The organism is Paraburkholderia acidipaludis NBRC 101816 (genome assembly GCF_000684975.1).
Classification (GTDB): Bacteria; Pseudomonadota; Gammaproteobacteria; order Burkholderiales; family Burkholderiaceae; genus Paraburkholderia; species Paraburkholderia acidipaludis.
In genome coordinates, this window is record NZ_BAXZ01000016.1 from 169,753 (window position 1) to 194,346 (window position 24,594).

28 protein-coding genes are annotated in these 24,594 nt (G+C 64.7%); 11 read left to right on the plus strand and 17 right to left on the minus strand.

Features of this window, described 5'->3' with window-relative positions; all coding sequences use genetic code 11:
• Nucleotides 1-2 precede the first annotated feature (2 nt).
• The 6 genes from BAC01S_RS31775 to BAC01S_RS31790 are packed head-to-tail and all read left to right on the plus strand — an operon-like array spanning nt 3 to nt 7,437.
• Nucleotides 3-1,418, plus strand: coding sequence for a PelD GGDEF domain-containing protein (locus tag BAC01S_RS31775; RefSeq protein ID WP_043202707.1), 1,416 nt, complete (start codon nt 3-5; stop codon nt 1,416-1,418).
• Nucleotides 1,411-2,421 (plus strand): hypothetical protein, encoded by a 1,011-nt coding sequence (locus tag BAC01S_RS18615; RefSeq protein ID WP_027796130.1) that lies wholly within the window; start codon nt 1,411-1,413, stop codon nt 2,419-2,421. Before BAC01S_RS31775 ends, BAC01S_RS18615 begins: the two co-directional genes overlap by 8 nt.
• Nucleotides 2,418-4,073, plus strand: coding sequence for a GT4 family glycosyltransferase PelF (gene pelF, locus BAC01S_RS31780; RefSeq protein ID WP_043202709.1), 1,656 nt, complete (start codon nt 2,418-2,420; stop codon nt 4,071-4,073). Before BAC01S_RS18615 ends, pelF begins: the two co-directional genes overlap by 4 nt.
• On the plus strand, nt 4,073-5,443 hold the full coding sequence (pelG, locus tag BAC01S_RS18625) for an exopolysaccharide Pel transporter PelG (protein ID WP_027796131.1): 1,371 nt from the start codon (nt 4,073-4,075) through the stop codon (nt 5,441-5,443). Before pelF ends, pelG begins: the two co-directional genes overlap by 1 nt.
• Nucleotides 5,440-6,477: an endo alpha-1,4 polygalactosaminidase gene (locus BAC01S_RS31785; RefSeq protein ID WP_156954458.1), complete on the plus strand. Its 1,038-nt coding sequence runs from the start codon at nt 5,440-5,442 to the stop codon at nt 6,475-6,477. Before pelG ends, BAC01S_RS31785 begins: the two co-directional genes overlap by 4 nt.
• 15 nt (nt 6,478-6,492) lie before the next feature.
• Nucleotides 6,493-7,437 (plus strand): endo alpha-1,4 polygalactosaminidase, encoded by a 945-nt coding sequence (locus BAC01S_RS31790; protein WP_052408779.1) that lies wholly within the window; start codon nt 6,493-6,495, stop codon nt 7,435-7,437.
• A gap of 35 nt (nt 7,438-7,472) precedes the next feature.
• On the opposite strand, the gene BAC01S_RS18640 is transcribed toward BAC01S_RS31790, so the two are convergent.
• From BAC01S_RS18640 to BAC01S_RS18655, 4 genes are all read right to left on the minus strand, one after another.
• On the minus strand, nt 7,473-7,889 hold the full coding sequence (locus tag BAC01S_RS18640) for a DUF1801 domain-containing protein (protein ID WP_027796132.1): 417 nt from the start codon (nt 7,887-7,889) through the stop codon (nt 7,473-7,475).
• Between the two features lie 33 nt (nt 7,890-7,922).
• Nucleotides 7,923-8,450 (minus strand): SRPBCC family protein, encoded by a 528-nt coding sequence (locus BAC01S_RS18645; protein WP_027796133.1) that lies wholly within the window; start codon nt 8,448-8,450, stop codon nt 7,923-7,925.
• On the minus strand, nt 8,447-8,782 hold the full coding sequence (locus BAC01S_RS18650) for an ArsR/SmtB family transcription factor (RefSeq protein ID WP_027796134.1): 336 nt from the start codon (nt 8,780-8,782) through the stop codon (nt 8,447-8,449). The genes BAC01S_RS18645 and BAC01S_RS18650 overlap by 4 nt, the downstream gene beginning before the upstream one ends.
• 66 nt (nt 8,783-8,848) lie before the next feature.
• Nucleotides 8,849-9,397 (minus strand): TetR/AcrR family transcriptional regulator, encoded by a 549-nt coding sequence (locus tag BAC01S_RS18655; protein ID WP_245616617.1) that lies wholly within the window; start codon nt 9,395-9,397, stop codon nt 8,849-8,851.
• Nucleotides 9,398-9,572: 175 nt separating this feature from the next.
• Here BAC01S_RS18655 and BAC01S_RS18660 point away from each other — a divergent pair, with 175 nt between their 5' ends.
• Nucleotides 9,573-10,058, plus strand: coding sequence for a DinB family protein (locus BAC01S_RS18660; protein WP_027796136.1), 486 nt, complete (start codon nt 9,573-9,575; stop codon nt 10,056-10,058).
• 49 nt (nt 10,059-10,107) lie between these two features.
• On the opposite strand, the gene BAC01S_RS18665 is transcribed toward BAC01S_RS18660, so the two are convergent.
• The 6 genes from BAC01S_RS18665 to BAC01S_RS18690 form a co-directional block, all read right to left on the minus strand.
• Entirely contained in the window at nt 10,108-11,316 is a 1,209-nt protein-coding gene (locus BAC01S_RS18665; protein ID WP_027796137.1) for an NAD(P)/FAD-dependent oxidoreductase, read from the minus strand.
• A gap of 339 nt (nt 11,317-11,655) precedes the next feature.
• Nucleotides 11,656-12,180, minus strand: coding sequence for an RrF2 family transcriptional regulator (locus BAC01S_RS18670; protein WP_027796138.1), 525 nt, complete (start codon nt 12,178-12,180; stop codon nt 11,656-11,658).
• A 90-nt stretch (nt 12,181-12,270) separates the two neighbouring features.
• Nucleotides 12,271-12,588: a nitrilase-related carbon-nitrogen hydrolase gene (locus BAC01S_RS18675; protein WP_322786896.1), complete on the minus strand. Its 318-nt coding sequence runs from the start codon at nt 12,586-12,588 to the stop codon at nt 12,271-12,273.
• 196 nt (nt 12,589-12,784) lie between these two features.
• Nucleotides 12,785-13,354: a nucleotidyltransferase family protein gene (locus BAC01S_RS18680; RefSeq protein WP_027796140.1), complete on the minus strand. Its 570-nt coding sequence runs from the start codon at nt 13,352-13,354 to the stop codon at nt 12,785-12,787.
• 51 nt (nt 13,355-13,405) lie between these two features.
• The gene (locus BAC01S_RS18685) at nt 13,406-14,128 is read right to left on the minus strand and encodes a haloacid dehalogenase type II (RefSeq protein WP_027796141.1); all 723 of its coding nucleotides are present in this window, start codon (nt 14,126-14,128) and stop codon (nt 13,406-13,408) included.
• 186 nt (nt 14,129-14,314) lie between these two features.
• The gene (locus BAC01S_RS18690) at nt 14,315-14,920 is read right to left on the minus strand and encodes a TetR/AcrR family transcriptional regulator (RefSeq protein ID WP_027796142.1); all 606 of its coding nucleotides are present in this window, start codon (nt 14,918-14,920) and stop codon (nt 14,315-14,317) included.
• 169 nt (nt 14,921-15,089) lie between these two features.
• On the opposite strand from BAC01S_RS18690, the gene BAC01S_RS18695 reads away from it, so the two are divergent.
• The 4 genes from BAC01S_RS18695 (at nt 15,090) to BAC01S_RS18710 (ending at nt 18,657) form a co-directional block, all read left to right on the plus strand.
• On the plus strand, nt 15,090-15,860 hold the full coding sequence (locus BAC01S_RS18695) for an alpha/beta fold hydrolase (protein ID WP_027796143.1): 771 nt from the start codon (nt 15,090-15,092) through the stop codon (nt 15,858-15,860).
• Between the two features lie 211 nt (nt 15,861-16,071).
• A complete protein-coding gene (locus BAC01S_RS18700) occupies nt 16,072-16,908 on the plus strand; it encodes an alpha/beta fold hydrolase (RefSeq protein WP_027796144.1) in 837 nt (278 codons plus the stop codon).
• A 127-nt stretch (nt 16,909-17,035) separates the two neighbouring features.
• A complete protein-coding gene (locus BAC01S_RS18705) occupies nt 17,036-17,227 on the plus strand; it encodes a hypothetical protein (protein ID WP_027796145.1) in 192 nt (63 codons plus the stop codon).
• Between the two features lie 323 nt (nt 17,228-17,550).
• On the plus strand, nt 17,551-18,657 hold the full coding sequence (locus tag BAC01S_RS18710; RefSeq protein ID WP_027796146.1) for a porin: 1,107 nt from the start codon (nt 17,551-17,553) through the stop codon (nt 18,655-18,657).
• 120 nt (nt 18,658-18,777) lie between these two features.
• Here the strand turns inward: BAC01S_RS18710 and BAC01S_RS31795 are convergent, their stop codons facing one another.
• The 7 genes from BAC01S_RS31795 to benC all read right to left on the minus strand — a co-directional run bounded on the left by BAC01S_RS31795 (nt 18,778) and on the right by benC (nt 24,591).
• Nucleotides 18,778-20,058: a lactonase family protein gene (locus BAC01S_RS31795; RefSeq protein ID WP_052408780.1), complete on the minus strand. Its 1,281-nt coding sequence runs from the start codon at nt 20,056-20,058 to the stop codon at nt 18,778-18,780.
• A 69-nt stretch (nt 20,059-20,127) separates the two neighbouring features.
• Nucleotides 20,128-20,820 carry a trimeric intracellular cation channel family protein gene (locus tag BAC01S_RS31800; RefSeq protein ID WP_043202771.1) on the minus strand — a complete coding sequence of 231 codons (693 nt, stop codon included), beginning with the start codon at nt 20,818-20,820 and terminating at the stop codon, nt 20,128-20,130.
• Nucleotides 20,821-20,852: 32 nt separating this feature from the next.
• Nucleotides 20,853-20,987, minus strand: a complete 135-nt coding sequence (locus tag BAC01S_RS35825) for a hypothetical protein (protein ID WP_281175925.1) — start codon at nt 20,985-20,987, stop codon at nt 20,853-20,855.
• A 98-nt stretch (nt 20,988-21,085) separates the two neighbouring features.
• A complete protein-coding gene (locus BAC01S_RS18730) occupies nt 21,086-21,535 on the minus strand; it encodes a MarR family winged helix-turn-helix transcriptional regulator (protein ID WP_027796147.1) in 450 nt (149 codons plus the stop codon).
• Nucleotides 21,536-21,605: 70 nt separating this feature from the next.
• The gene (locus BAC01S_RS31805; protein WP_043202773.1) at nt 21,606-22,565 is read right to left on the minus strand and encodes a LysR family transcriptional regulator; all 960 of its coding nucleotides are present in this window, start codon (nt 22,563-22,565) and stop codon (nt 21,606-21,608) included.
• A gap of 206 nt (nt 22,566-22,771) precedes the next feature.
• Nucleotides 22,772-23,572 (minus strand): benzoate diol dehydrogenase BenD, encoded by an 801-nt coding sequence (gene benD, locus BAC01S_RS18740; protein WP_027796148.1) that lies wholly within the window; start codon nt 23,570-23,572, stop codon nt 22,772-22,774.
• Nucleotides 23,569-24,591, minus strand: a complete 1,023-nt coding sequence (gene benC / locus BAC01S_RS18745) for a benzoate 1,2-dioxygenase electron transfer component BenC (RefSeq protein WP_027796149.1) — start codon at nt 24,589-24,591, stop codon at nt 23,569-23,571. Before benC ends, benD begins: the two co-directional genes overlap by 4 nt.
• Nucleotides 24,592-24,594 lie beyond the last annotated feature (3 nt).

Sequence of the window (24,594 nt, forward strand, 5' to 3'; positions counted from 1 at the left end):
CGATGGAAATCCAGACCAATAGCGGCCGCGATCCGGCCTCACGCGAAGGCAGTGGACGGCGGCACGTCTACGAGCGGCCCCACAGCGACCCCGGCTGGCTGCGCAACCTGCTCGCGCCGGTCACGCGCTCGCGCTTCGCGTGGGCCGAGACCGCGATCATCACGATCGTGGCGCTCGCGCTCGCCTGGCTCTGCGACCGCGCCGATCCGCTCCTGCTGAAAGGCGGCTTCCCCTGGCTGTGGCTCGTGCCGACCCTCATCGCGCTGCGCTACGGCGTGATTGCCGGCCTCGCCTCGGGCCTGCTGCTGGCGCTGGTCTGGACACTCGCCTATCCCGCCGGCACGCCATGGCCCACGCCGTTCTTCGTGGGCGGCGGGGTGCTCGTGATCCTCGCGGGCCACTTCGCCGACACCTGGAACGTGCGGGCCGACCGTGCCAATTCGGTCAACGACTACCTCAACGAACGCCTCACGGCGCTCACCGACAACCACTACCTGCTGCGGCTCTCGCACGAGCGGCTCGAGCGCGACCTGCTCACGCGCCCGACCACGCTGCGCGACTCGATCAACGAACTGCGCCAGCTTTCGGGCGGCAATGCCGCCGACGCCGCCGATGCGGCAACCCGGCTGCCGGGCACGGCGCGGCTCATCGAGTTCGTCGCGCGGGCCTGCCAGATCGAGGTGGCGGCGCTCTACGCGATGAGCGGCGGCAAGCTCGTGGCCGGGCCGCTCGCGACGGTGGGCGAGCCCTTCGAACTCGACGCCGCCGATCCGCTCGTCACGCTCGCCCTCTCGAGCGGCCAGCTCGCGCACCTGAAGTCCGGCGACATTCTCGGCAGCGGCAGCAAGTACATCGCGTGCGCGCCGCTGATCTCGGCCAGCGGCGAAACGCGCGCGCTGCTGGTGGTCGAGCGCATGCCGTTCCTCTCGCTCAACCACGACAACCTGCAGCTGCTGTTCGTTCTGCTCGGCTATTACGGCGACGGCCTCGAATACGCTCGCGCGACGCACGACCTCATGGACGCCGTACCCGGCTGCCCGAGCGATTTCGGCCTCGAATACGGCCGCCTCGTGCAACTGCATCAGAGGAGCGGCATCGAATCGTCCGTGGTGGCCCTGTCGTTCCCGCGCGACGAAGAGCACGACTCGCTGTTCGAGCACGTGCTGCGCCGCGGGCGCTCGGCGGACCTCGCCTGGCCGCTGCAGACCTCGAAGCGCTCGGTGCTCGTGAACCTGATGCCGCTTGCCGATGCAACCGGCGTCGCGGGCTATCTCACCCGTATCGAGACGAACCTGCGCAACCAGTTCGACACCGACTTCGATCGCGCGCGCATCGGCGTGCACACGCTGCACGTCACGGGCGCCTCGGGCAAGACCAATCTCGCGGAACTGCTGCAGCGGGTAACGAACCATGAGTGACGCGGCCGCGATCCTCCTCGCACTGCCGTTTGCCGCGCTGCTGCAAGGCGCGGCGCTGTGGAGCGCGTTCCACCCGTTCGCGGGCTTCGAACCGCTGGCCTGCTTTCTCGCGCTGCAGGCCCTGGCGGCGGCGGCCGAGGCGGTCCTGTTCCGCCGCATGATGCCCGCCGGGCAGCAGGAGCCGCGCCGCGCCGCCCTCGCCCATCTCTGGGCGCTGTGTTTCTTCGCGCCGTGCGTGGGCGGGCTGCTCGAAGTGCTCGCGAGCCGCATCGGCACGAAGCTCGCCATCGCGCGCATCTCGCGCGAGATCGACGTGGTGGGGCGCCCCGAGTTCGTCTCCCATCTCGTCTCGCGCGTCTCGCACGCCGCCGGCGCGCGCGTGCAGGCGCGCCTCGCGAACCGCCATGCGGCCACGGGCGACCGCCTCGCCGCGCTCGTCTCGATCCAGCAGTTGCCCACGCGAACCACGGGCACGCTGCTGCGCGACCTGCTTGCCGACCCCGTCGACGACCTGCGCCTGCTCGCCTACGGCATGCTCGACCAGGCCGAAAACGAAATCGTGAACCAGATTTTCACGTGCCGCGACGCCCTCGCGCGCGCCGGCACCGAAGCGGAACAGCAGGCGCTGCACCGCCAGCTCGCCGAACTGCATTTCGAGCTCGTCTACCAGCGGCTCGCGCAGGGCGACGTCTATCACCATGCAATCGCCGAGGCCGAAATGCATGCGCGCAAGGCGCAGGCGCTCGCGCAGGGCGACCGCGACGCCGCGCTCTGCCTGCTGCTCGCGCGCCTCGCGCTCGCCCGCGACCGCGCCGACGAAGCCACGCCGCTGCTCGAACGCGCGCGCGAGCTCAGCTTCCCGCGCGAGCGCCTCCTGCCCTGGCTCGCCGAGGCGGCGTTCCGGCAACGCCGCGATGCCGAAGCCGCCGCGATCGTCGGCGAGCTGGCGCGGCATGCCGGCACGCCGGCGCTCAAACCCGTGATCGACTACTGGACACGATGAACACAACGCTTACTCGCCGCGCCGAAGAAGCCGACGTCTGCCTGCTGCTGGAAGGCACCTTCCCCTATGTGCGCGGCGGCGTATCGAGCTGGGTCAACGAGATGATCCGCGCCTACCCGCAGCGGCGGTTCGCCATCGTCTTCATCGGCGGACGCAGGGAGGACTATACGAAGGTCTCCTATGCGCTGCCCGACAATGTCGTGCACTTCGAGGACCACTATCTCTACGAGGCGTCGTTCGCCGACGCGAAGCCGCATCACCGCGCCGTGCCCGGCGACCGCGAGGCCTTCGCCCGCTCCGCCGTCTTCCACGAGCTGCTGCGCGATCGTGACCGCCAGCCGGAGATCGGCGCCATGATGGTCGAATTGCTCTCGATGCTCGGCGAAGGCGGGCGCCTTTCCGCCGAGCAGTTCCTGTACAGCCACGAAGCCTGGCAGTACATCGAGCAGCAATACCGCGAGCGCTGCACGGACCCCTCGTTCACGGACTACTTCTGGACCGTGCGCAACATGCACCAGCCGCTCTGGCAACTCGCCCGCGTGGCCGGGCGAACGGTGAAGGCACGGGTCTACCACACGGTATCGACGGGCTACGCCGGCTATATCGGCGCCCTGCTGCACCATCGCACGGGCCGCCCGCTCATCGTGAGCGAGCACGGCATCTACACGAAAGAGCGCAAGATCGACCTGCTGCAAAGCCGCTGGATACGCGACAACCGCGGCGTGTTCGAGCGCGACGTCTCGGACGTGAGTTACTTCCGCGACCTGTGGCTGCGCTTTTTCGAAGCGCTCGGGCGCCTTGCCTACGACGCCGCCGACGAGATCGTCGCGCTCTACGAAGGCAACCGTCAGCGCCAGATTGCCGACGGCGCGCGCGCCGAGCTCACGCGCACGATCCCGAACGGCATCGACGTGGAAACGCTGATGCCGCTCGCCGCGCGGCGCCCCGTGCGAGCGCGCCGCGTGATCGCGCTGATCGGCCGCGTGGTGCCGATCAAGGACATCAAGACTTTCATTCGCGCGATCTTCATCGCCGCGCGCACGATGCCCGACATCGAAGGCTGGATCGTCGGCCCCGAGGACGAAGATCCGGCTTACGCGCGCGAATGCCACGCCCTGGCGGAAAGCCTGGGCCTGCAGAACAACCTCAAGTTCCTCGGCTTCCAGCGCATGGACGAGGTGCTGCTCAAGGTCGATCTGGTTGCGCTGAGCTCGATCAGCGAGGCGCTGCCGCTCGTGGTGCTGGAAGGATTCGCCGCCGGCGTGCCGGCGATCACGACCGACGTGGGCGCGTGCCGGGAGCTCATCGAAGGCGGCCAGCCCGAGGACCGCGAGCTGGGCGTGGCCGGCGCGGTCGTGCAGATCGCCAATCCGGCGGCGTTTGCGAGCGAGGCCATCGCGCTGCTGAACGACGAGTCGCGCTGGCTCGCCGCGCAGCGCGCCGCCACGCAGCGCGCGCAGCGCTACTACCGGCGCAGCCAGATGATCGAGCGCTACGAGTCGATCTACGCGCGTGCGAGCGCGCAGCCGGACCGCCCGGGCAGCGGCGGCGCGACCGGGCCTGCCGGCCCGGCCGGCGGTTGCCCCGCCCACGGAACGGCGCGCGGCGGCGCCCTTGCCGCGCTGCGCGCGGCCTTCAACCGGAGTCGCTGATGGCCGGCATTGGATTCGAACTGCGCAAGCTGATGCGCCGCGACACGCTGACGGGCGTCGCGCGCGCCTACTTCTACGCCGGCCTCATCAGTTCCGGCCCGATGATCCTTTCGTGCTTCGGCATCCTGATCATTGGCATGCTGAGCTTCGCGGTCGTGATACCGAGCGTGCTGATCACGCAGTTCCAGGTGTCGGTGACCTATATGATCGCCTGCAGCCTGATCGTCACGGGCCCGCTGCAGCTCTCCTTCACGCGCTTCGTCTCGGACCGGCTCTACGAGCGCCGCGACGATCTCGTGCTGCCGAACTACCGCGCGGTCCAGCTCGTCTGCACGGCCATGGCGGGCGTGCTCGGCACCCTCGCGATGAGCTTCGGCTTCGGCCAGACGCCGGCCGCCTACCGGATGCTGATGATCGGCGGCTTCGTGATCGTGAGCAACATCTGGATCGCCGTGATCTTTCTCTCGAGCGTCAAGCAGTACCGGCAGATCCTGGTGTCGTTCGCCATCGGCTACACCGCGGTGGTCGGCCTCGCACTCGCGCTCAACCGGCACGGGCTTGCCGGCCTGCTCGGCGGCTTCGTTGCCGGCCATGCGATTCTCTTCCTGTGCCTTTCGACGATCGTGCACCGGCAATACCCGGGCTCGCGCTACATCTCGTTCGAGATGTTCGACCGCCGCTACGTTTATCCGAGCCTCGCCTGGATAGGAATCCTGTTCAATCTCGGCGTCTGGGTCGACAAGTTCATTTTCTGGTTCTCGGACGTCACCGGTACACGCGTGGTCGGCTGGTTCCACGCCTCGGTCATCTACGACATTCCCGTGTTTCTTGCCTACGTGTGCGTGATGCCGGCCATGGCCGCGTTCCTCGTGCGCATCGAGGCCGATTTTGCCGGCTACTACGACGCGTTCTACGACGCCGTGCGCACCGGCGCGACCCTGCAGCGCATCAACGCGATGCGCGACATGATGGTGCGCAGCGTGCGCACCGGCCTCGCCGAAATCGTCAAGGTCCAGATCGTCGTGGTGCTGCTGATGCTGGCGTTCGGCGCCGCGCTGCTGGGCGTCCTGCGCATCTCGTCGCTATACCTGCCGCTGCTGCTCGTCGACGTCATCGCCGCCAGCCTGCAGGTGTTGTTCCTCGGCCTGCTCAACGTGATGTTCTATCTGGATACGCGCCGCGACGGTCTGAGACTCACCGGCCTCTTTGTCGCGCTCAATGCGCTCTTCACCGCGCTCTCGATCCGGCTCGGGCCGGGCGCGTACGGCTACGGCTTCGCGGTGGCCCTTCTGATCGCGACGATCGTCGCGGTCCGCACACTCGACGCGAAGTTCGCCGCGCTCGAATACGAAACCTACATGCTGCAATGAAACCCGGTAACACGAACTCGCTGCGCAGCCGCGCAGCTGCGCTCGCCTGCGCGGTACTCCTCGCCGCTTGCGGCGGCGGTGGCGGCGGCACCTCGGGATCGGTCGCGGCGCCGGCCAGCGGCGCGTCGAGCCCGCAGCCGGCGGCGGCCGTCAACGGTTCGACCAACGTCACGATCGCGGCCTCGCGCAACCTGAATCCGCAAGGGGCATGGGTGGTGTACTACGGTTCGGGGTCCCAGGCGGATCTCGCGCGCATGGCGTCGACGTTCAAGCTCATCGTCGTGGATGCGGATCCGGCCAACGGCAGCCCTGCCGTCACGCCCGCGCAGATCGCCACGCTCAAGAACAACGGCGCCACCGTGCTGAGCTACCTGAATTTCGGCGCGTGCGAAACGTGGCGTACCTACTGGAACAGCGCGCCGGCGGGCTTCCTCTCGTGTTCGGCGAACACGGCCGCGCAGCTCGGCAAGATGACGGGTTACTCCGAGTACTGGATGAATCCGGCCAACAGCGACTATCAGCACCTGATCGCCGACTACGTCGCGCCGCAGCTGATGGCGACCGGCGTGGACGGTCTGATGCTCGACAACTTCGAGATTGTCGGCCACGGCACCAGCACGACCGACGGGCCCTGCGACGCGACGTGCGCACAAGGCGGCCTCGACCTCGTCGCGCGCGTGCGCAACGATTTTCCCGACGCACCGATCGTGCTCAACCATGCGCCCGTCACGGCGCTGAGCGGCACGAGCGGCGGCATCGCATTCCCGATGCTCGTGGACGGCGACTTCGGCGAGCAGGTCTTCGCACCCGCCGTGGACACCGGCCAGGTGCAGGAACTGCAGACCTGGCGCGGCGTCGAAGCCGGCTTGCCGCGCAGTGCGTTCTTCACGGGTTCGCTCGACTACATGACGGACTGCACGCAAACGAGCTCCGCGCAGAGCGACTGGAACGCGAGCCTCGCGGCCGGACTGAACCCATCGGTAGCGACCTCGGCGCTCAACACGGTATGCTGGTGGCCCTTTCTTCCTTCCTGATGCGCGGAACACTCCATGCGTAAGACCTCCGGGCACGCGGCGACGCAAGCCCGCTCGCCCCGCTCTCCGGGCCTCCTCACGCGCGGCGCGCGGCTCGTCGCGGCCGCGTTGTGCGCCTTGTGCGCGGCGCCCGCCGCCCGTGCCGCGGATGCGGGCGTTGCCGCTCCGAGCGTCGCACTCTATTACGGCTCGACACCGCCCACCGAGCTGCTCGCGCGCTACGACATTGCCGTGCTCGAGCCGGACAGCGGCTTTCTCCCGCGCGATCACGCGCTGCCCTGCACGCAGTGGTTCGCCTATGCGAGCGTCGGTGAGATCACGGCCCAACGGCCCTACTTCGCGGCGCTGCCGAAAGACTGGCTGATGGGCCATAACGCGAGCTGGGGATCGCGCGTGGTCGACCAAAGCCGCGCCGGCTGGCCGGCGTTCTTCGTGCACCACGTCATCGATCCGCTATGGGCGCGCGGCTATCGCGGCTTCTTTCTCGACACGCTCGACTCGTATCAGCTCGTCACGACCACGGATACCGAGCGCGCGCGTCAGCGCGACGGCATCGTACGGGTGATTCGCGCCATCAAGGCAAGCCACCCCGCCGCGCAGCTGATCCTGAATCGCGGCTTCGAACTGCTGCCCGAGATACACGGCGAGGTCACCGCCGTTGCATTCGAATCGCTCTACAGCGGCTGGAACCAGGCGCAATCGCGCTACGTCCCCGTGCCCGAGGCGGATAGAAACTGGCTGCTGGGCATGGCGCAGACCGTGCGGACGCAATACGGCCTGCCCGTCATCTCGATCGACTATTGCGCGCCGGGCGACGCCGAATGCGCGCGACAGACCGCCGCGAACATTGCCGCCCACGACATCGTGCCGTTCGTCACGGACGGCGCGCTGCAAACGCTGCCGGTGGCGACGCTTCCGCCGCCGCGCGAAGCCGACGCCTGCACGCGCGCCACGCAGTGATAACGGACCCGGCGATTCGATAGCAACGCGGCCGCCTACTTCGTCCGCGTTCGCTTCGCCTTTTTGCCGGACCCGTTGAGCGCTGCCGCGGCGAGTATCAGCGTCTTGAACGCCCGCTCATCGACCTCCTCGCCCTCGCGAATATCGATAGCACGCCTGACGTTGCCGTCGAGACTGGAGTTGAAAAGCCCGGCCGGATCCGGCAACGCCGCGCCCTTGGCAAAGGTCAGCTTCACGACCGCCTTGTACGACTCGCCGGTGCAAAGCATCCCGTCGTGCGACCAGACGGGCGTGCCGCGCCATTTCCACTCCTCCAGGACGTCCGGGACGGCCTCCTTGATGAGCCGGCGCATTCTGCCGAGCGCGGCTCCGCGCCAGTCGCCGAGTTCGGCGATCCGCTCGTCGATCAATTGCGACGCCGCCGGGCTCCCCTCAGCATCCGTTTGCTTCATGCCGTTCTCCAGGCTGATGGGCTTGCGCTACGTTCAGAGACCGAACTGTTGCGTGTATTCGGTGTTCAGGCGCGGCCAGTCGAACTTCATGGCCTCGCCGCCCACAATGCGCCCGATCGGCTCGCCGGCAACAAAGCGTTCGAGCACGTCGAGACAGATATGCCAGCCGGCCGCACCCATCGCGATGAAATTCCGGTCGATGTTGTGCCAGAGCGTGAGGCGCGTGCCGCCGCCGAGCGGTTCGAGCTCCCAGCGCAGGTCATTGTCGCCCCAACGGTACTGCAGGAGCCGCGGCGCCTCGGCACGCGTTACCTGGGTTTCCGAAACGTTCGGCGTGGGCGTGCCCACTGTCGAAAGCGTGACCGGGCCAACCGCGGCCAGGCTCCGGCTGGCGTCGAACGGCGCCCACTCGCGCAGGCTGACCGGGTCGGTCAGCGCCTGCCAGACTTTCTCCGGTGCGTGGCGCAGCTCGCGAACCACCACCAGCGTCCACGTCTCTCCGTCCTTCCTGACTTCGGCGCCGGCCGCCGGGCCCGGCCTGTACGCATCACGGTTGCTCATCGTTTCTTCCTCCTCGTGCGGGGTGCGGGATCCAGTTGATCGAGATGGCGTTCGAGCGCGTCGACGTGCACCTCCCAATACTGGCGGAACTGGGCAAGCCAGGTATCGATCTCCATCAACGGCTCCGGCTTGATCCGGTACAGCCGCCGCTGCGCGTCGACACGCGACTCCACGAATCCGGCCTCGCGCAGCACGCGCAAATGTTTCGAAACCGAGGGCTGCGGGAGACTCAAAGCTTCCTCGATATCCCCCACGGAGCACTCGGCGCCCGCAAGCAGGCTCAGAATGGCGCGGCGGCTAGGCTCGGCGATGATGGCGAATGCGGATTCCATAATAAGTATATACCCCGTGAGGAATATTCATGTCAAGCCGGACCGGCGGGCCGCATGCCGCTTCGGCTACTGCAGATAGCGGACGATGAGCCGCGTGGCCTCGTCGACGAGCGCTTCGAACGCCTCGTCGGGCAGGCTTTCGGCATGGCGAATGACGGCCGTATGCGTTAGCGCTTCAATGGAAGTCACGCAGACGAACGACGCGAGTTCCAGATCGACCGCGCGCAATTCGTCGCGATGCGTTTCCAGATAGGCCCTGAACAAGGCGTAGGTCTCGCCGCTCAGGACCTCCGTGTTTTCGGTCCTCGCCGTGCGCGGCATCTGCTCGGCCAGTACGCGATGCAGCGCGGGATCGACGCGGTGCGCCTCGATCGCCGCCGCAACCAGCACACGCACGGCCTGCTCCATCGGCAGTGCCGCTGCCTCGGCCAGCGCGCCGCGAACGACCTGCATGAGCTCTTGCCGGTGGCGCTCCACCACGGCGGCAATGAGCGCCTCCTTGCCGGGAAAGTACTGGTAGAGCGAACCCACGCTCACACCCGCCCGTTCGGCAATGCGGTTGGTGCTGATCTTGTCGAAGCCGTCCCTCACCAGAATGCGAGCAGTTGCTTCCACCAGCGCCTCGACCGTTGCGCGCGATCGCTCCTGGGAAGCGTATTTCCGTGGTTTCGTGAGCGGTTTTCGCGCCATTCTCCGCGCTCCCAATGCGAGTAGGTAAGACGAGCCGTCGCCCGTATTATGCATCTGGCAAGGCGAATCTCAACGGCCCAACCTGTCTGGAGACACTCTCATGTCCTGTCAGCCTTACTCGCAGCTCATCGCCATCAAACAATGGGCCGATCGCGGCCTCTACGATACGGTCAGCCAGAACTTCGGCCGGCTTGGCAGCGAGGACGCCTCGATCATGCTGCGCATTCTCGATCATATCCATGTAGTAGACCGAATCTTTCAGCATCACCTGCAGGGGCTGCCGCATGCGTATCGGGCGCCGCGATCGGAAGCGCTGCCCAGGCTAGAAGCCCTGGCGGGCAGTGCGCGCGAAGTCGACGACTGGTACGCGCACTATGTGGAAGGCCTCGCGGAGCATGCGTTCGAAGAGCCCATCGAGTTTGCTTTCACGAGCGGCAAGCCGGCGTGCATGCGCCGGGGCGAGATCATCCTGCATGCGTGCCTGCACGGCACCTATCATCGCGGCAACGCGGGGGCGCTGCTCCAGTTGAGGGGCCTCACCCCGAGTCGCGACTCGATCACCGACTTCCTTGAAGACATGCGATGAAGGTTGCTGCCCTGTCGCGCCCGATGCCGGGCGCAACACTTCTTCGGGATCAGGCAACCACAATGCGTCGAGGATCGGCCGCGGCGAATACCTCCGCACGCGTGGAGCCCGCAGTCGGCGGATAGATCCATTCGGTATTGATTTTGGTCTTGAGCGATTTGGCTTCTTTGCCGACCATCTTGACTTCGCGATCCCATCCCTCCGTATAGACCGCGCCCCAGGGTCCGAGATCGAGACAGGTCACGTATTTCGGTTGGGAGTAAGGAATCATCTCCGCGCCAAGCAGGTCTGCGGCAACATTGTGGCCAGCGGAACGCCCAAGATTCATGGCATGCTGGCACGACATCATCGCGTAGTTGCCTTCATTATCGGTTGCCGCATACGCGACATCGCCAGTTGCGAAGATTCTGTTCACGCCCTTCACACGCAGATAACGATCCACGTGCAGGCGCCCCACGGTGTCGCGCTCGGACGGCACCTGCTCAGTCAACGAACTGGCGCGAACCCCGGCCGTCCAGATCACCGTCCGGGTGTCGATACGCTTGCCGTCGGACAGGGTCAGGCCGTTCACGTCAATGGACGACACTTCCACCCCGAGTTTCACAGTCACACCCAACTCGCGGAGCGCTTCCTCAATCACCGGACGCGGACCCGCGCCCAGATCGGGACCAATCTCCCGATGGCGCTCGACGACGATGACCTTGACGGTTGCCTCACTGCCGAGTGCCGCGCGCAGACGAGCGGGCATTTCCGCGGCGGTCTCGATGCCGGTAAAACCACCGCCCGCAATGACCACCGTGTTGCGCGCCGGCGTGTCCGGTTGATCTGCGAGTTGTTTGATGTGCGCTTCCAGTGCAGCCGCTTCGTCGATCTGATCGACACTGAATGCGTGTTCCGCCAATCCCTGCACTGGCGGGCGGAACAGGCGACTGCCCGTGGCCAGCACCAGGCGGTCGTACTGGATCGTCGATCTGCGTTGATCCGTCGTCACGACCTCCAGCGCATCGCGGTCCGGATGAATCCGCTCGACCGTCCCCTGAATGAAGTTGACCCCAGCCTCGCGAAAAATCTCCGAGAGCGGCGCCTTCATCGAGGCGGCGTGTTCTTCGTAAAGACGCGGGCGGATATGCAAGTGCGGCTCTGGCGCCACCACGCAAATTTCAACATCTTTCGCGTCTTGCTCGTGGATCAGCCGTGCGGCACTCAATGCACTCCACATGCCGGCAAAGCCGGCCCCGATAATCAGAATGCGCTTCATGAAGTAGTCCTATTCATTAAGTCGAATGTTTTGTCGAATGGAGCCGCGATCGCGACCCGCGCCGCCTGGATCGACAAAGTGATCGCACCTTGCATCATCGTCGTTTGCAAGCGGCCGGTTGCAGCACCGCTTAACTACGATTCTATGAGTCGCAGTTAAGTTATGCAAGAAATTTCGGCCGATGGTCAGCCTTCGCGAATACGCGTGGAGTGGTGTATCAGGGGGAGCGGAAAGAAAACGGGCTCGCGATCTTCAAGACGCGAGCCCGTTTGAATGCGGTGCGGTTGCGAAAGTCGTCGGCGCCTCGGTGTGTAGCCCGGCCATGTATTGGTACAGGGACTAGCGATCCTCGCCTCGACGACCGATTGATCGCTCGGCGAACCACTTCACGACGTTACGCCCGTAGCTGGCAGGCGCCTTGGCGGTTGTCCGATGCGCGAGGTCGGCAAGCGTATGCCTTTGCAGTTCTTCTCGTAGGGCGTTCTCAGCGGTTCGCATCACCCCGTGGATCGAGCAGACGCCTCGTGTTGCCCATTCCGGTGCCTGATCGTTGAACACGGCGCAACGCGTGCGTATTTCACGGCAATCGAAAAGCGGCTTTTCGCCGTCAATCGCTTCGACGACCTGCGCAACAGTAATATCCTCAGCCGGACGGGCAAGCGCGAAGCCACCACGGACTCCCTCCGTGGCGACCACCAGCCCGGCCTTTGCCAGCTTGGTGAACAGCTTCGCCAGATAATCCTGGGGCACGCCCTGTAGTTCCGCGAGGTCGCGCACACTCGCCTCCTTCACGCCGGCCGGCGATTCGGTCAGGTAAAGGAGGCAGTGCAACCCGTATTCCACGCCGGTGCTAATGAAGGACATCGCAAAACTAGGACTTAATGTGTCGTAGTAGTGTAGAATAACGGAAACGTGCGGCTTGTGCAAATGCCGAGCGCGATTTCTACCGCCCGCTCAGAGAATCAGCCGTTCATAACGGCCATCGGCGTGCTCGACACACTCGCCAGGAACCGGTAAGCGCTGATCGCGCCCGTAGTCGTAGAGTTTATGCGCCGCGCCGATCTGGCCGAAATCCAGCTCCACCCCATAGCGGCTCTCTTCACGCCCTGCTTCGAAAATCAGCCGCCCGAACGGATCCACCGCCGCGCTGCCTCCCGCGAACGTGATGTTGCCGCTGCCTTCGTGCACCCGGTTGGCCATCACGGCAAATACCTGGTTCTCCTGTGCACGCGCCATGATCGCCGTACGATGCAAGTAACCATAAGGCCCCAATCTGATGAACTACACCTCGTATCCAACCGAGATATCGGCCGCGAAAGCACTTATTCGCCCGGACGTGCTGGCCGACCCGGCGGTATTCACGCCGCCCGTAGAGACTACCGCAAGATGTTCGTGAGCAAGCCGATGACGGCGGAGCTCGCACGCCTGCAAATCGGCTCTGAGCGAAGTTGAAGACGGGGCCCGATCCTTACCAGGGCTCTCGTAGAAGGTGCGGCCACTCCTGCTGCCAACGCTCCGTCTTCCGGGCATACACGTCGGATATCGGTAAACGCCTGTTCGGCTTCAGTTTGCCGTCGAACAGGTCTCGCAACCCAAAGGGCGAATAGACTTCAAAACGCTCGTCCCGGCGTTGCACGCCGACGGCAACCGTCGCACACGGGAATCGATCGATCCCGTCCGAGGCCCGGCTCACGGCACCGAACGGGATGCCGAATTTCGTCGGATACCAGATCGGAACACGAACCTGGTTGCGAACCTGCACTTCGGCAGGAAAGTCCGCAAACAGCCTTTTGGCCTCGCGAATTACGGCGTCCTCAGCCTGCCAGGAAGTGTCTGGGTCGTAGTAGAATAGATCGTAGTCCAAAATGCCTGCGTGAATGTCGCGACTGGAGGCCAGGTTCCAGACCGACTGCGCAATACAGCCGGCAGTTAGCCACCAATCCTCAAAGCCAAGCCGGGGCGCCCGATCCAGAATCCGTTTGTTCCATTGATTCTGCTGTATGGCGCAGACGAGATCGCGCTCAAGAGATTCGCTCATTGGATCGTACGCACAAGAGTACCTGAGAGCATGGCGTGCCTCACGCTGCAGTCAACGGCAGCAGCCAGGTTCGTCCGCCAGTTCGTTCAAATCGCCGACAACGAACTCCCATGCCTGCTCCGCCTTCAGGTCCGTCTGCTGGTGAGGGCCATGCTCGGTCGGTCGCGCAACGAAAGCCGTGGCCAAGCCGCACCGGCGGGCCGCAGCGAGATCGCCGTTGTGGGCTGCCACAAGGCAGACTTCGGCCGGAGCAAGACCGAGCATGTCCGCCGTCTCGCTGTAGACCTGCGGCGAAGGCTTATAAGCACGCACGACCTCGGCGCCAAGAATGGCGTCCCACGGCAAACCGGCCCGTTTGGCCATGTCCACCATCAACCGGATGTTTCCGTTGGAGAGGGGCGCGATAATGAATTCGCGCTTCATGCGGCGCAGTGCCTCGACCGAATCGGGCCATGGATCCAGACGGTGCCACGCCAGGTTGAGTTCATCGATCTCGGACTCCGCCGCCCCGACGATCCCGTAGTGCGTCAGTACCTTCACGAGATTCTCGCGATGCAGGACATCCAGCCGAACGTAAGGTCGGCGCCCGCTGCGGACTTCTTCCATTGCGGGTGAATACTCGCGACGCCACGCATCCGCGAAATCGAAGGCATCCAGCGCCGGTGCGTACCGATTCAGGAAGGGCCTGGCTTCTCGTGCAACACCGCTTCGCCAGTCGACGACGGTCCCGAAGACGTCGAACACGAAGGCCTTGATTCCAGTCTGGTTCGTCATGTGATCCCGTGCAAATTGGTTGAAGTGGGCGTTGGCCGCGATTCGATCGGATGGCGAAATGATGCGAGTCCGCTTGTATTCTCACTTATTCTGCACCGGTTTCGACCAACCGCATTGGGGCGTCGTCGACGAAACTCCGGATCGCGACACCGCAGGGCAGCCCATGTGATCGCTTCAAGGCCAACATCACCCCGATCGCGCCCGCTTGCGCGGCTTCACCAGCCTTTCCACTGCCCCCCCGGTGACATCCTTGAACAGCGCGACGCCACCATAAGCCCGCGCAGCCAGCATGGCACCGTAGACCAGCGACACGAGCGTTGCGGCCTCGGTTTGAACCGATGACTCCAGTTTGACGAGATCGTTTTTCACGCCGGACTCAAACACCCCCTCTAGCCACGAAGTCAGGCTATCGAAGAACGTTTTCACGCCTTGCGCCACCTCTTCCGGCAGCGAAGGCAGTTCGGCGCCAAGCATGCCCGCCACGCAAAACGGAGCCGAGTCGTCCGCAATGCAGCGTTCCCAATGGCCCACGTAGGCACGCAACTGCGCAATAGCGTCGGCGCCACTCGCCTGAAGTGCCTCCACGTCCGCGTCAAACGCCTCCCGCCACTCGCTCAACACCGCGATCACGAGATCGGTTTTGGCGGGAAAGTGGTGGTGAATGCTTGCCTTGCGAATGTCGATCGCTTCCGCGATATCGGCATAACTGAACCCGTTATAGCCGCGACGCATGATGAGTTGCCGGCCGGCCGCCATGATCCTGTTTGCCGTAAGGTCTCCGGTTGCTGTCATTTAGCCTACCATCTAGTCGGTTGATTGAGCGATAGTGTACGTGGAGCAGGGATCGATTTCCAGCCTCGAAATTTTCCTTGCCTCTTAACCATCCTACTAGTAGGATGGCTTCATCGAGCGGGAACTGTCCTGTCGACGTCTTCCTTACCCCTTATTCAGGAGCATGAAAATGAAGCTTTCCTCATACGTAACCCGCATCGCCGCCGCCGTTGCCCTTTCCGCTGCCGCCCTCGGCTCGCAGGCCGCCACGGCCGCGCCCATCAAGAACGTCGTTCTCGTCCACGGGTATTTCGCCGACGGCTCGGGCTGGCAGGCCGTTTCGAAGATCCTCACGCGCGACGGCTACAAGGTCTCCGTCGTGCAGGAGCCGGAAACCTCGTTCGACGACGACGTGAAGGCAACCACCCGCGTGATCGACGCGCAGGACGGCCCGAGCATCCTCGTCGGCCACAGCTATGGCGGCGCGGTCGTGACCGAGGCCGGCAACGACGACAAGGTCGCAGGTCTCGTCTACGTGGCCGCGTTCCAGCCCGACACGGGCGAAAGCCCGCTCGAGCTGGCCAGGAAGATGCCGCCCGCGACCAAGGCCATCAAGGCGACCGCTGACGGCCACCTGTACATCGATCCGGCCGATTTCCATCAGGATTTCGCCGCCGACCTGCCCGCGGCCGAAGCGAGCTTCATGGCCATTTCGCAAGTGACCCCGGCGGCGCAATCGTTCGGTGTACCGATCACGCACGCCGCATGGAGAACCAAGCCGAGCTGGGCGGTCGTGGCAACCGCGGACCGCGCGATCAATCCCGATCTGGAGCGTTTCATGACCCAGCGCGCGGGCAGCAAGACGGTCGAGATCAACTCGAGCCACGTGGCCTACATGTCGCATCCGGCCGAGGTCGCGAAGCTGATCGAGCAAGCCGCGGCGCAGTCCAGCAAGGAATGACGAAGCGCACGTGTCCGCGGCGAGTAGCGTTTCTTGCCGAACTGTTAGGATGATTTTGGACGGGTGGCCCTGTTCCGTCACGATGTCGGTCTTCCCATCGCTTTGCGTCGTTCGCTTTCGGCGGCCTTTCGCCGAAGCGGTAACTTCTGTCACCCGGACGCCGGATCCCGTGGACCGGCGATTACCCGGATAACGTCAAAGGAGCATGACCATGCCGTACGTTACGACGAAGGACAATGTCGAAATCTTCTACAAGGATTGGGGCCCCAAGGACGCCCAGCCCATCGTCTTCCACCACGGCTGGCCACTATCTTCCGACGATTGGGACGCCCAACTGCTCTTTTTCGTCCAGAAAGGCTATCGCGTCGTCGCGCACGACCGACGCGGTCATGGTCGTTCGTCGCAGGTTTCGGACGGACATGATATGGACCACTACGCAGCCGACGCCTTTGCCGTCGTGGAGGCGCTCAATCTGCGCAACGCCGTGCATATCGGCCATTCAACCGGCGGCGGCGAGGTGGCCCGTTATGTGGCGAGACACGGGCAGCCCAGCGGGCGCGTAGCCAAAGCGGTGCTCGTGAGCGCCGTGCCCCCGCTCATGCTCAAGACCGAGGCCAATCCGGAAGGTCTCCCGATCGAGGTCTTCGACGGTTTCCGCAAGGCGCTTGCCGACAATCGCGCCCAGTTCTTCGTCGACGTCCCGGCGGGCCCCTTCTACGGCTTCAACCGTCCCGGCGCGGCGGTCCATCAAGGCGTGATCCAGAACTGGTGGCGCCAGGGAATGATGGGGAGCGCGAAGGCGCACTACGAGGGCATCAAGGCCTTCTCGGAAACGGATCAGACAGAAGATCTCCAGACCATCACGGTCCCGACGCTGGTGCTGCATGGAGAAGACGATCAGATCGTACCGATCGCCGATGCGGCGCTGAAGTCGATCAAGCTGTTGAAAAACGGAACGCTGAAGACATACCCCGGTTTTTCGCACGGCATGCTAACGGTGAATGCAGAAGTCCTGAATGCCGATCTGCTCGCCTTCGTGCAGGCATAACGAAACAACATGAGCCCGCGTGATCTGTCTGATCAAGGGCGAATACAGCGGAAAGGAGAAATGGATTGCGCCGGGTGCCTGCTGAAGGCACCCGGGCGATTTTCCGTTTCCGCTGCTGGAATTGCATGTGTCCAAGGCGGCCGTCAAGCGGACCGCCAACGCGATGAGCGAAACCGATTCGCTCGTGCTGTTCGACACGCGCCTTGCGAGCGAAAACATCCGGCTCTCGAAGCGCGAGTACGAAAGCTGCCGCCACTACCTTCGTGACATCAGTCGGAGTTGTCGTCAGGACAACGCACATTACATTAAACTTTCATGAAATGTTGTTTATGTAAAAGCCCTCGAACCTTGCGTTAACTCGCGGGCAGGGCCGATCCGGGAATGGTGGCGCAAGTCCATTGAAAACAAGGCGAAAACCGGCCTTCAGATACCGCGCGGGATGCGCGCCGGTTCCGATATCGGGAGTCAACCGCATGTTGCAACGGGGCGACACCGGTGCAAATTCATTATTGAAATTTAATGAATGGAAATATCATCCCGACCGTTCAGTCGCCGGAATTTGCCGGCGTACAGACAGAAACGAAAACTGTAATAGCGGCGCCCGCTGTGCGCGCCGCTGGTCAAACAATGTCGGGGACTTTCATGAAAAAGACTACTGCCGCGCTCGGCGCCGCCCTGCTGGCCCTTTCGGCCCAGTCGGCTTTCGCGCAAAGCTCGGTTACGCTTTATGGCCTGGTTGACACGGCCATCCGTTATCAGACGAACGCCAACCCGCAGAACGACGGCCTCGCTTCGATGGTCCAGGGCGTGGAAACGCCTAGCCGCTTCGGCCTGAAGGGCTCCGAAGATCTGGGCGACGGCACGCAGGCGATCTTCAAGTTGGAGAACCAGTTCAACCTCTTCAACGGCGCACTGCCTCCCGGCGCCCCGCTCTTCTCGCGTAACGCTTACGTCGGTCTGTCGAACAACGTCTACGGTACGGTGACTTTCGGTTACCAGCAGACGCCGTTCTTCGAGGCGATGGGCAACACGTTCGACCCGCTCACCGTTGCCGACTACTGGCAGGACAGCTGGGCGTATAACCCGATCGGCCCGTACCTGTTCCAGAGCAACTCGGTCAAGTACAAGAACACGATCGGCGGCCTGCAGATCGAAGCCATGTATGGCTTCGGCGGCGTGGCGGGCAGCGTCGGCACGAACGAGATGTATGCGTTCACGGCAGAGTACGACGTCGGCGCGCTGCAGACGCTCGTGGGCTTCCAGCAGAACGACGTGAACGGCAAGAAGTTCAACGCCCTGAACGTGGGCGCCGTCTACGCGGTGCTCCCGTCGATGAAGCTGCTGGCAGGCTGGCTGCACTATCAGGATCAGACCGGCGGCACCGACATCTACGAGCAGCAGAGCGGCCTCGCCACCTCGCAGGTCCTGTCGTCGACGTCGAGCCTCCTCAGCCCGAACCGTATCGACGACAACTTCTACGTCGGCACGCAATGGCAAGTCACGGCGCCGCTGGCTCTGACGGCCGCCGGCTACTACGGTCACGCCCGCAACGCAGTCATGCCCGGCGACACGACGCTCGGCGTAGGTATCAACTACTCGGCCACGCTGCTCGCCGAGTACTCGCTGTCCAAGCGCACCGAAGTCTACGGCACCGTCGACTTCACGCACGGCACGGGCGCCTACACCATCGACTACCCGGGTCGCAACAACCAGACCGCTGTCGCAATCGGCCTGCGCAACATCTTCTGATGACGCGGTCCGGCCACGCGCCGGACCTGTCGTGCCAGAAAACGAAAACCGCACACGCCTTCGGGCGTGCGCGGTTTTTTTATCAGCAACCGGCAGTCGGCAGCAACGCTGCGGATCGGGTCACACGGAAGCGAACGCGATATCCGAAGGACTGCCAACGGCCACGTAATTGCCGGTGAAGTGCAGCTTGCCGCTCGCCTTGTCGGCCGCGAAGATCGCAATGTGGTCGCTGCGCTGGTTCAGCGAATAAAGGAAACGCCCCGACGGGTCGAAGCGGATCACGCGCGGATAGTCGCCGCCCGTATGAATCTCGCCGATCCAGTGCACGCGCCCGTCCGCGCCGATGCCGAACTGCGCGATCGTGTCGTGCAACCGGTTGGCCACGTAGATGAAGCGGGCGTCGTGCGAGAGCATGATTTCCGATGCGAAACTCGTGCCCTCGTAGCCCGCCGGCAGCGTCGACACCGACTGAAGCTGCGTGAGCGTGCCATGCGCCGCATCGTAGCCGTAGCAGACGAGCGTGGACGCCTCTTCCGTGACTTCGTACATGAAGCGCCCGTTCGGATGAAACGCGACGTGCCGCGGCCCCGCGCCGGCCGAAGCCGCGACGAACGGCGGATCGTTCGGCGTAAGCGCGCCGCTTGCCGCGTCGAACTTCCAGACATAGGTGCGATCGACGCCAAGGTCGGTCGAGATCGCGAAACGGCCATCGGGCGAAGGCACGATCGTATGCGCGTGCGGGCCGTCGTGGTCGCTGATGGCGAAGCTGCCCGGCACGCCTTCGGCCGCATGCTCCGCGCCCGCCGGCGCCTGCGGAGCCTGCACGGAAACCGCTTCGCCCAGCGCGCCGTCGCCGCCCACCGGCAGCACGGCCACGCTGCCGCTCACGTAGTTCGCCACCAGCAGAAAGCGGCCATTGGGATGCAGGCTCAGATAGACCGGCCCGGCGCCCTGCGAGTTGACGGTGCCGATCCGGCGCAGTTCGCCCGTACCCGGTTCGATGGCATACGAGCTCACCGAGCCGTTCGTCGTGCCGTTGTAGTTCTTCACCTCGCTCACGCTGAAGAGAAAGCGTTGTTGCGGGTCGACGGCGAGCGCGCTCGGGTTCTCGATACCCTGCACGGCCGGCAGGGCTTCGAGCTTGCCGGTCGCGCGATCCACGCGAAAGCGATGGATGCCGAGCCCATGCGGCGTGTACGTGCCCACATAGGCGAAGAGCGCGTTGCCGTCCTGCTCCGCCTGCATGGACGCGGCGCTCTTGCTGGCCGCGCGCGCCGGCTGTGCGCCCGCGAAGGTGCCCATGGCGGACGCCGTCGCCATGGCGCTCACGCCTTTGAGCCACACGCGCCGCGCCGCCGAACCGGGGAAGCCCGGGATCTCGAGATGCCCGATTTTAGTCATCGTCTGCCGTCTCCTGAACAGAAAGCGCCATCGTACACGCGCAGGAGACTCAGCGGTTCGCCAGCCGCCTCAGCGCGGCACGTCATGCCGCTCGTCCGCGGCGGTCGAAGTTCGCGCCGCGGGCGCCTCGCGCGGCTTCCCCGGTTCGCGCAGATGAAACACGGGCAAGCGCCAGCCGTAGTACAGCGAGGCGAGCCGCAGCAGCACGCAGGCGACGGTGGCCACCCATGGCGTCCAGAACGACGACCAGCCAAGATACGTGAGCCCCACCTGCAGCGACGCGCCGAGCAGCGCGGCCGACGCATAGATCTCGCGTTCGAGAATCGCGGGCACGCGCGAAAGCAGGATATCGCGCAGCACGCCGCCGCCCACCGCGCTCACCATGCCGAGTGCAATGGCAGTTTCCGCGCTGTCGGTCCAGATCCACGTTTTCTGCGCGCCGGCTACCGCGAACAGGCCGAGCCCGATCGCGTCGAAGAACAGCACCGGGTGGCGCAGGCGCCGCACCTGCGGATAGGCGGCAATGGTCAGCACCGCCGCCAGCAGCGTCACGGCAAGATAGGCCCAGTTCGACAGCCCAGCGGGCGGAATCGCGCCGATGCAGACATCGCGCAGAATACCGCCGCCGCAAGCCACCATGAAGGTCACGACGACGATACCGAACAGGTCGAGGCGGCGCTGCCGCGCGGCCACCGCGCCCGAGATGGCGAAGGCGAACGTGCCGATCAGATCGAGTGCCGTGTACGCCGTGTGAGCGTTCATATGCGCGCTCACGTGCGCGCTCAGGTCTGGGTTCACGCGGCGGCCTCGCGTTCATGGCCCAGCCACGCGGCAACCGCGTACAGCATCGTGGCTTCGAGGTCGGGCAAGAGCGCCTCGATGGCGGGCGCGGCGGTTTCCGGCAGCCGTGTTTCGACTTGAGAAGACATGGGGAGCTCCTTTTGATGCCGGCTCAAATGCGGGCGTAAATGCTGACGTAATGACGATTCGGGCATGCGCATACCGGGCCAGGCCGGGCGGACCCAGGCTACGCCTGCGCCGCGCCGTCGAGCAGACTGCTCGACAGCTTTTCGAGCAGACGGTCGAGTGTCCTGCGTTCTGTCACGGTGAGCGCCACGGCCAGTTCGGCTTCGAGCTCGGCCCCGGCCTGCGCCGAGTCACGCGCCACCTTCACGCCCTCGGGCGTCGCGCGAATCGCGACGCTGCGGCGGTCCTCGCGATGCATGCCGCGGCCGATCAACCCGCGCGACTCCAGTTCGGCCAGCGTTTTGGACAGCAGCGTCTTTTCGATCAGCGCCTGTTGCGAGACGGCCTTGGGCGTGATGCCAGGTTCACCGCAGACGATGCGCAGCACGCGCAGCGCGCGCACGTCGAGCCCCCAGCGCTCGCGGTAAACGGCGTTGGCGCGCTCGCACAGAAGCGCGCTCGTGAGATCGAGCCGGAAGGTGAGGAAATCGGCGTACGAGGCGGTAGACAAGCGCAAGCTCCCGTTGCGCGGCGGGCTGAACCGTCGACGCAGCGAACTATAGTCAAAGTAGTTGAAAGTTTCAACTATCCGGCTCGGTGCGATCCGCTCCGGCCGCCTTCCCGTCGGGCTCCGCGGAGGCCATGTAGGCCATTCCCGCTTCGTCGTAGAGGTTGTAGATGAGATGGAGCATGCGCGTGACGTCCTCGGACTCGTCGAGCAGCCGCATGCTCATGATGATCGGCGAAACGAGCCTGGGGTCGTCCAGCTCTTTGTAGAGGATGTCGTCGCGCTTGAGGCCGTGCACGCTGCTCGGCACGATCGAGATGCCTTCTCCCGCGGCGACGAGCCCGAGCGCGATCTGCAGTTCGCGCGTTTCGTAGATGCGATGCGGCTCGAGCGAGCGGTCGTGAAAGGCGGCCAGCACCTGGTCCGCATAGCTCGGACGCGGCGCCTTCGGGAAAATGATGAGCGTCTCGCTGAGGAGGTCGGTGAGCGAGAGCACCGGCTTGGCCTCGATGAGCGGATGCCCGAGCGGCAACGCCACGATCATGCGCTCCTCGCGCAGCACCACGCGCCGGATGCTGGGATCTTCGAGCCGCAGGCGCCCGAAGCCCACGTCGATGCGGCCTTCCTTGAGCGCCTTGATCTGCTCCATCGTGGTCATTTCGTGCAAGCTCAGCTCGACAGCGCCGTTCTCCTGACGAAAGCGGCGAATGATTTTGGGCAGCATGCCGTAGAGCGTCGAGCCGACGTAGCCGATAGAAAGATTGCGTTCGATCTTGCCGACGCGCCGCGTCATCGATTCGAGTTCGGCGCTCTGCGCAAGCAGCTGGATCGCGTGCGAATAGAAGAAGCGGCCCGTGTCGGTGAGCTTGAGCGGCCGCGAATTGCGCTCGAAGAGCTGGACCCCGAGCACCTCTTCGAGTTGCTGGATCTGGCGCGAGAGCGGCGGCTGGGCAATATGCAGGCGCTGGGCGGCACGCGTGAAATTGCGCTCTTCGGCTACCGCCACGAAATAGCGCAGGTGTCGCAGCTCGATGTTCATGACTGTGAAATTTCGTCCCGCTTCTGGTTCGGTCTTGTTCCGCCGTGTTGCAATGTCAGGCCCAGCCTGGCGAAAATAGTTTAACTCATTGCTTTATCGACCGAACCTGCCGGCGTGCCCGCAAACTCGCGTGGCGCTTCGCCATGCGTTTCTTTGGACAAGTGCCGGCTCGTCAACACGCGAACGCGCCGCGTCGCGAATCAACCCGTGTCGCCGCCCGCCACCGGCAACACCGAGCCGGTGATATAGCTGGCCTCGTCCGACGCGAGGAACAAGATAGGTGCGACCTGTTCGTCGATGCTGCCGTAGCGCTTGAAAAACGTCGATTCGGTAACCTGCTGCACCGCTTCGCCCATCCAGGCCCTTTCTTGGTCGCTGTCGCCGGCCGCATTGCGCGGCACGCGCCGCGGGGGAGCGCTGGTGCCGCCCGGCGCGGTGGCGACCACGCGAATATTGCGTTGCGCGTATTCCATCGCCAGCGACTGCGTGAGCGCATTGACGCCGCCCTTGGCCGCCGAGTACGGCACCCGACGAATGCCGCGCGTGGCGTTGGACGAAATATTGACGATGGTTCCGCCTCCACGCGCCAGCAGATGCGGCAGCACGGCATGACAGGTGTAAAGCGTGGGCATCAGCGAACGGCGGATTTCGGCGTCGATCTGCGCCGGTTCGAACTCCGCGAACGGACGCATGCGTATCGCCCCGCCCACGCCATTGATCAGGATATCGATGCATCCAAATCGCTGCGCGGCGAATGCCATCGCCGCTGCCGCGCCGTCGTAGGTTTCGAGGTCGGCAACGAATCCCGCGGTATCCGCCGTCGTTCCCATACGCCCCGCTTCGGCCGCTACTTCCGTCGCCACTTCGGCGACGAAATCGGCGCGATCGACCAGCAGCACCCTGGCGCCTTCGGCGGCCGCGCGCAGCGCAACACCGCGACCGATGCCCTGCGCCGCGCCCGTGACCACCATGACCTTGCCTGAGAATCGCTGCATGGTCATGCCGCCTTCGGCGCAACGTTGGGCGTGAACTTCTCGTAGTGGAAGCTGTTGGGTGTTACGCCTTCGTCGTCGAAATGCTTGCGCACGGCGTCGACCATAGGCGGCGGCCCGCACAGATAAACGTCGACGTCGACGTCGTTCAGCGCGTCCGCCGGGATGTGCTGCGTCACCCAGCCCTTGCGCGGATGGCTCGAAGCCGCGTCGGCCACGACGGTCGCGTAGCTGAAATTCGCCAGCTTCGCCGTGTACGCCTCGATCGCCTCGACCTGCACGAGGTCGAGGTCGCGCGTCACGCCATAGATCAGATGCACTTTTTGCTGCGAACCGGCGCGCGCCAGCACCTCGAGCATCGAAAGGAACGGAGCGAGGCCCGTGCCGCCGGCGAGGAACAGCAGCGGCCGCTGCACGCCGCGCAGATAAAAGCTGCCGAGCGGCCCAGTCAGATCGAGCTTGTCGCCCGGCTGCGCCGATTCGAGCCAGCCGCTCATCACGCCGCCGGGAATCTTCTTGATCAGAAAGCTGACGCGCGATTCGCCCGGCGCAGAAGAAAAGGAATACGAACGATGCTGGCCGCTGCCCGGCACGTCGATGTTGACGTACTGGCCGGGCAGAAACACCGGTGCGTTCGCCTCCACGTCCAGTTCGAGCACGATGGCCGCGTCGTTGTGCGGCTCGACTTTCGCCACGCTCGCGCCGAACTTGCTTTGCCCGGTCTTGCACACGGCGGACGCGGCCGGCACGGCAATCACGCAGTCGCTCTGCGGCACCATCTGGCAGGTGAGCACGAGGCCGCCGTCCTTCTCGTCCTCGCTCAGCGCGTCTTCGATATAGTCGTCGCCGAGGTCGTAACGCCCGCTTTCGGCGCGGCACTTGCAGGTGCCGCATACGCCGTCCGAGCAATCCATCGGCAGATTGATCCGGGCGCGGAACGCGGCGTCGAGAACCTTCTCGCCGGCCTTGCATTCGATAAAGCGCGTCACGCCGTCTTCGAAGTTCAGCGCAATCTTGTAACTGGACATGGA

Coding starts and splice junctions, on each gene's coding strand:
- BAC01S_RS31775 (WP_043202707.1), top strand. CDS start 3: ATGGAAATCCAGACCAATAGCGGCCGCGATCCGGCCTCACGCGAAGGC.
- BAC01S_RS18615 (WP_027796130.1), top strand. CDS start 1,411: ATGAGTGACGCGGCCGCGATCCTCCTCGCACTGCCGTTTGCCGCGCTG.
- pelF (WP_043202709.1), top strand. CDS start 2,418: ATGAACACAACGCTTACTCGCCGCGCCGAAGAAGCCGACGTCTGCCTG.
- pelG (WP_027796131.1), top strand. CDS start 4,073: ATGGCCGGCATTGGATTCGAACTGCGCAAGCTGATGCGCCGCGACACG.
- BAC01S_RS31785 (WP_156954458.1), top strand. CDS start 5,440: ATGAAACCCGGTAACACGAACTCGCTGCGCAGCCGCGCAGCTGCGCTC.
- BAC01S_RS31790 (WP_052408779.1), top strand. CDS start 6,493: ATGCGTAAGACCTCCGGGCACGCGGCGACGCAAGCCCGCTCGCCCCGC.
- BAC01S_RS18640 (WP_027796132.1), bottom strand. CDS start 7,889: ATGAAGCAAACGGATGCTGAGGGGAGCCCGGCGGCGTCGCAATTGATC.
- BAC01S_RS18645 (WP_027796133.1), bottom strand. CDS start 8,450: ATGAGCAACCGTGATGCGTACAGGCCGGGCCCGGCGGCCGGCGCCGAA.
- BAC01S_RS18650 (WP_027796134.1), bottom strand. CDS start 8,782: ATGGAATCCGCATTCGCCATCATCGCCGAGCCTAGCCGCCGCGCCATT.
- BAC01S_RS18660 (WP_027796136.1), top strand. CDS start 9,573: ATGTCCTGTCAGCCTTACTCGCAGCTCATCGCCATCAAACAATGGGCC.
- BAC01S_RS18665 (WP_027796137.1), bottom strand. CDS start 11,316: ATGAAGCGCATTCTGATTATCGGGGCCGGCTTTGCCGGCATGTGGAGT.
- BAC01S_RS18670 (WP_027796138.1), bottom strand. CDS start 12,180: ATGTCCTTCATTAGCACCGGCGTGGAATACGGGTTGCACTGCCTCCTT.
- BAC01S_RS18680 (WP_027796140.1), bottom strand. CDS start 13,354: ATGAGCGAATCTCTTGAGCGCGATCTCGTCTGCGCCATACAGCAGAAT.
- BAC01S_RS18685 (WP_027796141.1), bottom strand. CDS start 14,128: ATGACGAACCAGACTGGAATCAAGGCCTTCGTGTTCGACGTCTTCGGG.
- BAC01S_RS18690 (WP_027796142.1), bottom strand. CDS start 14,920: ATGACAGCAACCGGAGACCTTACGGCAAACAGGATCATGGCGGCCGGC.
- BAC01S_RS18695 (WP_027796143.1), top strand. CDS start 15,090: ATGAAGCTTTCCTCATACGTAACCCGCATCGCCGCCGCCGTTGCCCTT.
- BAC01S_RS18700 (WP_027796144.1), top strand. CDS start 16,072: ATGCCGTACGTTACGACGAAGGACAATGTCGAAATCTTCTACAAGGAT.
- BAC01S_RS18710 (WP_027796146.1), top strand. CDS start 17,551: ATGAAAAAGACTACTGCCGCGCTCGGCGCCGCCCTGCTGGCCCTTTCG.
- BAC01S_RS31795 (WP_052408780.1), bottom strand. CDS start 20,058: ATGACTAAAATCGGGCATCTCGAGATCCCGGGCTTCCCCGGTTCGGCG.
- BAC01S_RS31800 (WP_043202771.1), bottom strand. CDS start 20,820: ATGAACGCTCACACGGCGTACACGGCACTCGATCTGATCGGCACGTTC.
- BAC01S_RS35825 (WP_281175925.1), bottom strand. CDS start 20,987: ATGTCTTCTCAAGTCGAAACACGGCTGCCGGAAACCGCCGCGCCCGCC.
- benD (WP_027796148.1), bottom strand. CDS start 23,572: ATGACCATGCAGCGATTCTCAGGCAAGGTCATGGTGGTCACGGGCGCG.
- benC (WP_027796149.1), bottom strand. CDS start 24,591: ATGTCCAGTTACAAGATTGCGCTGAACTTCGAAGACGGCGTGACGCGC.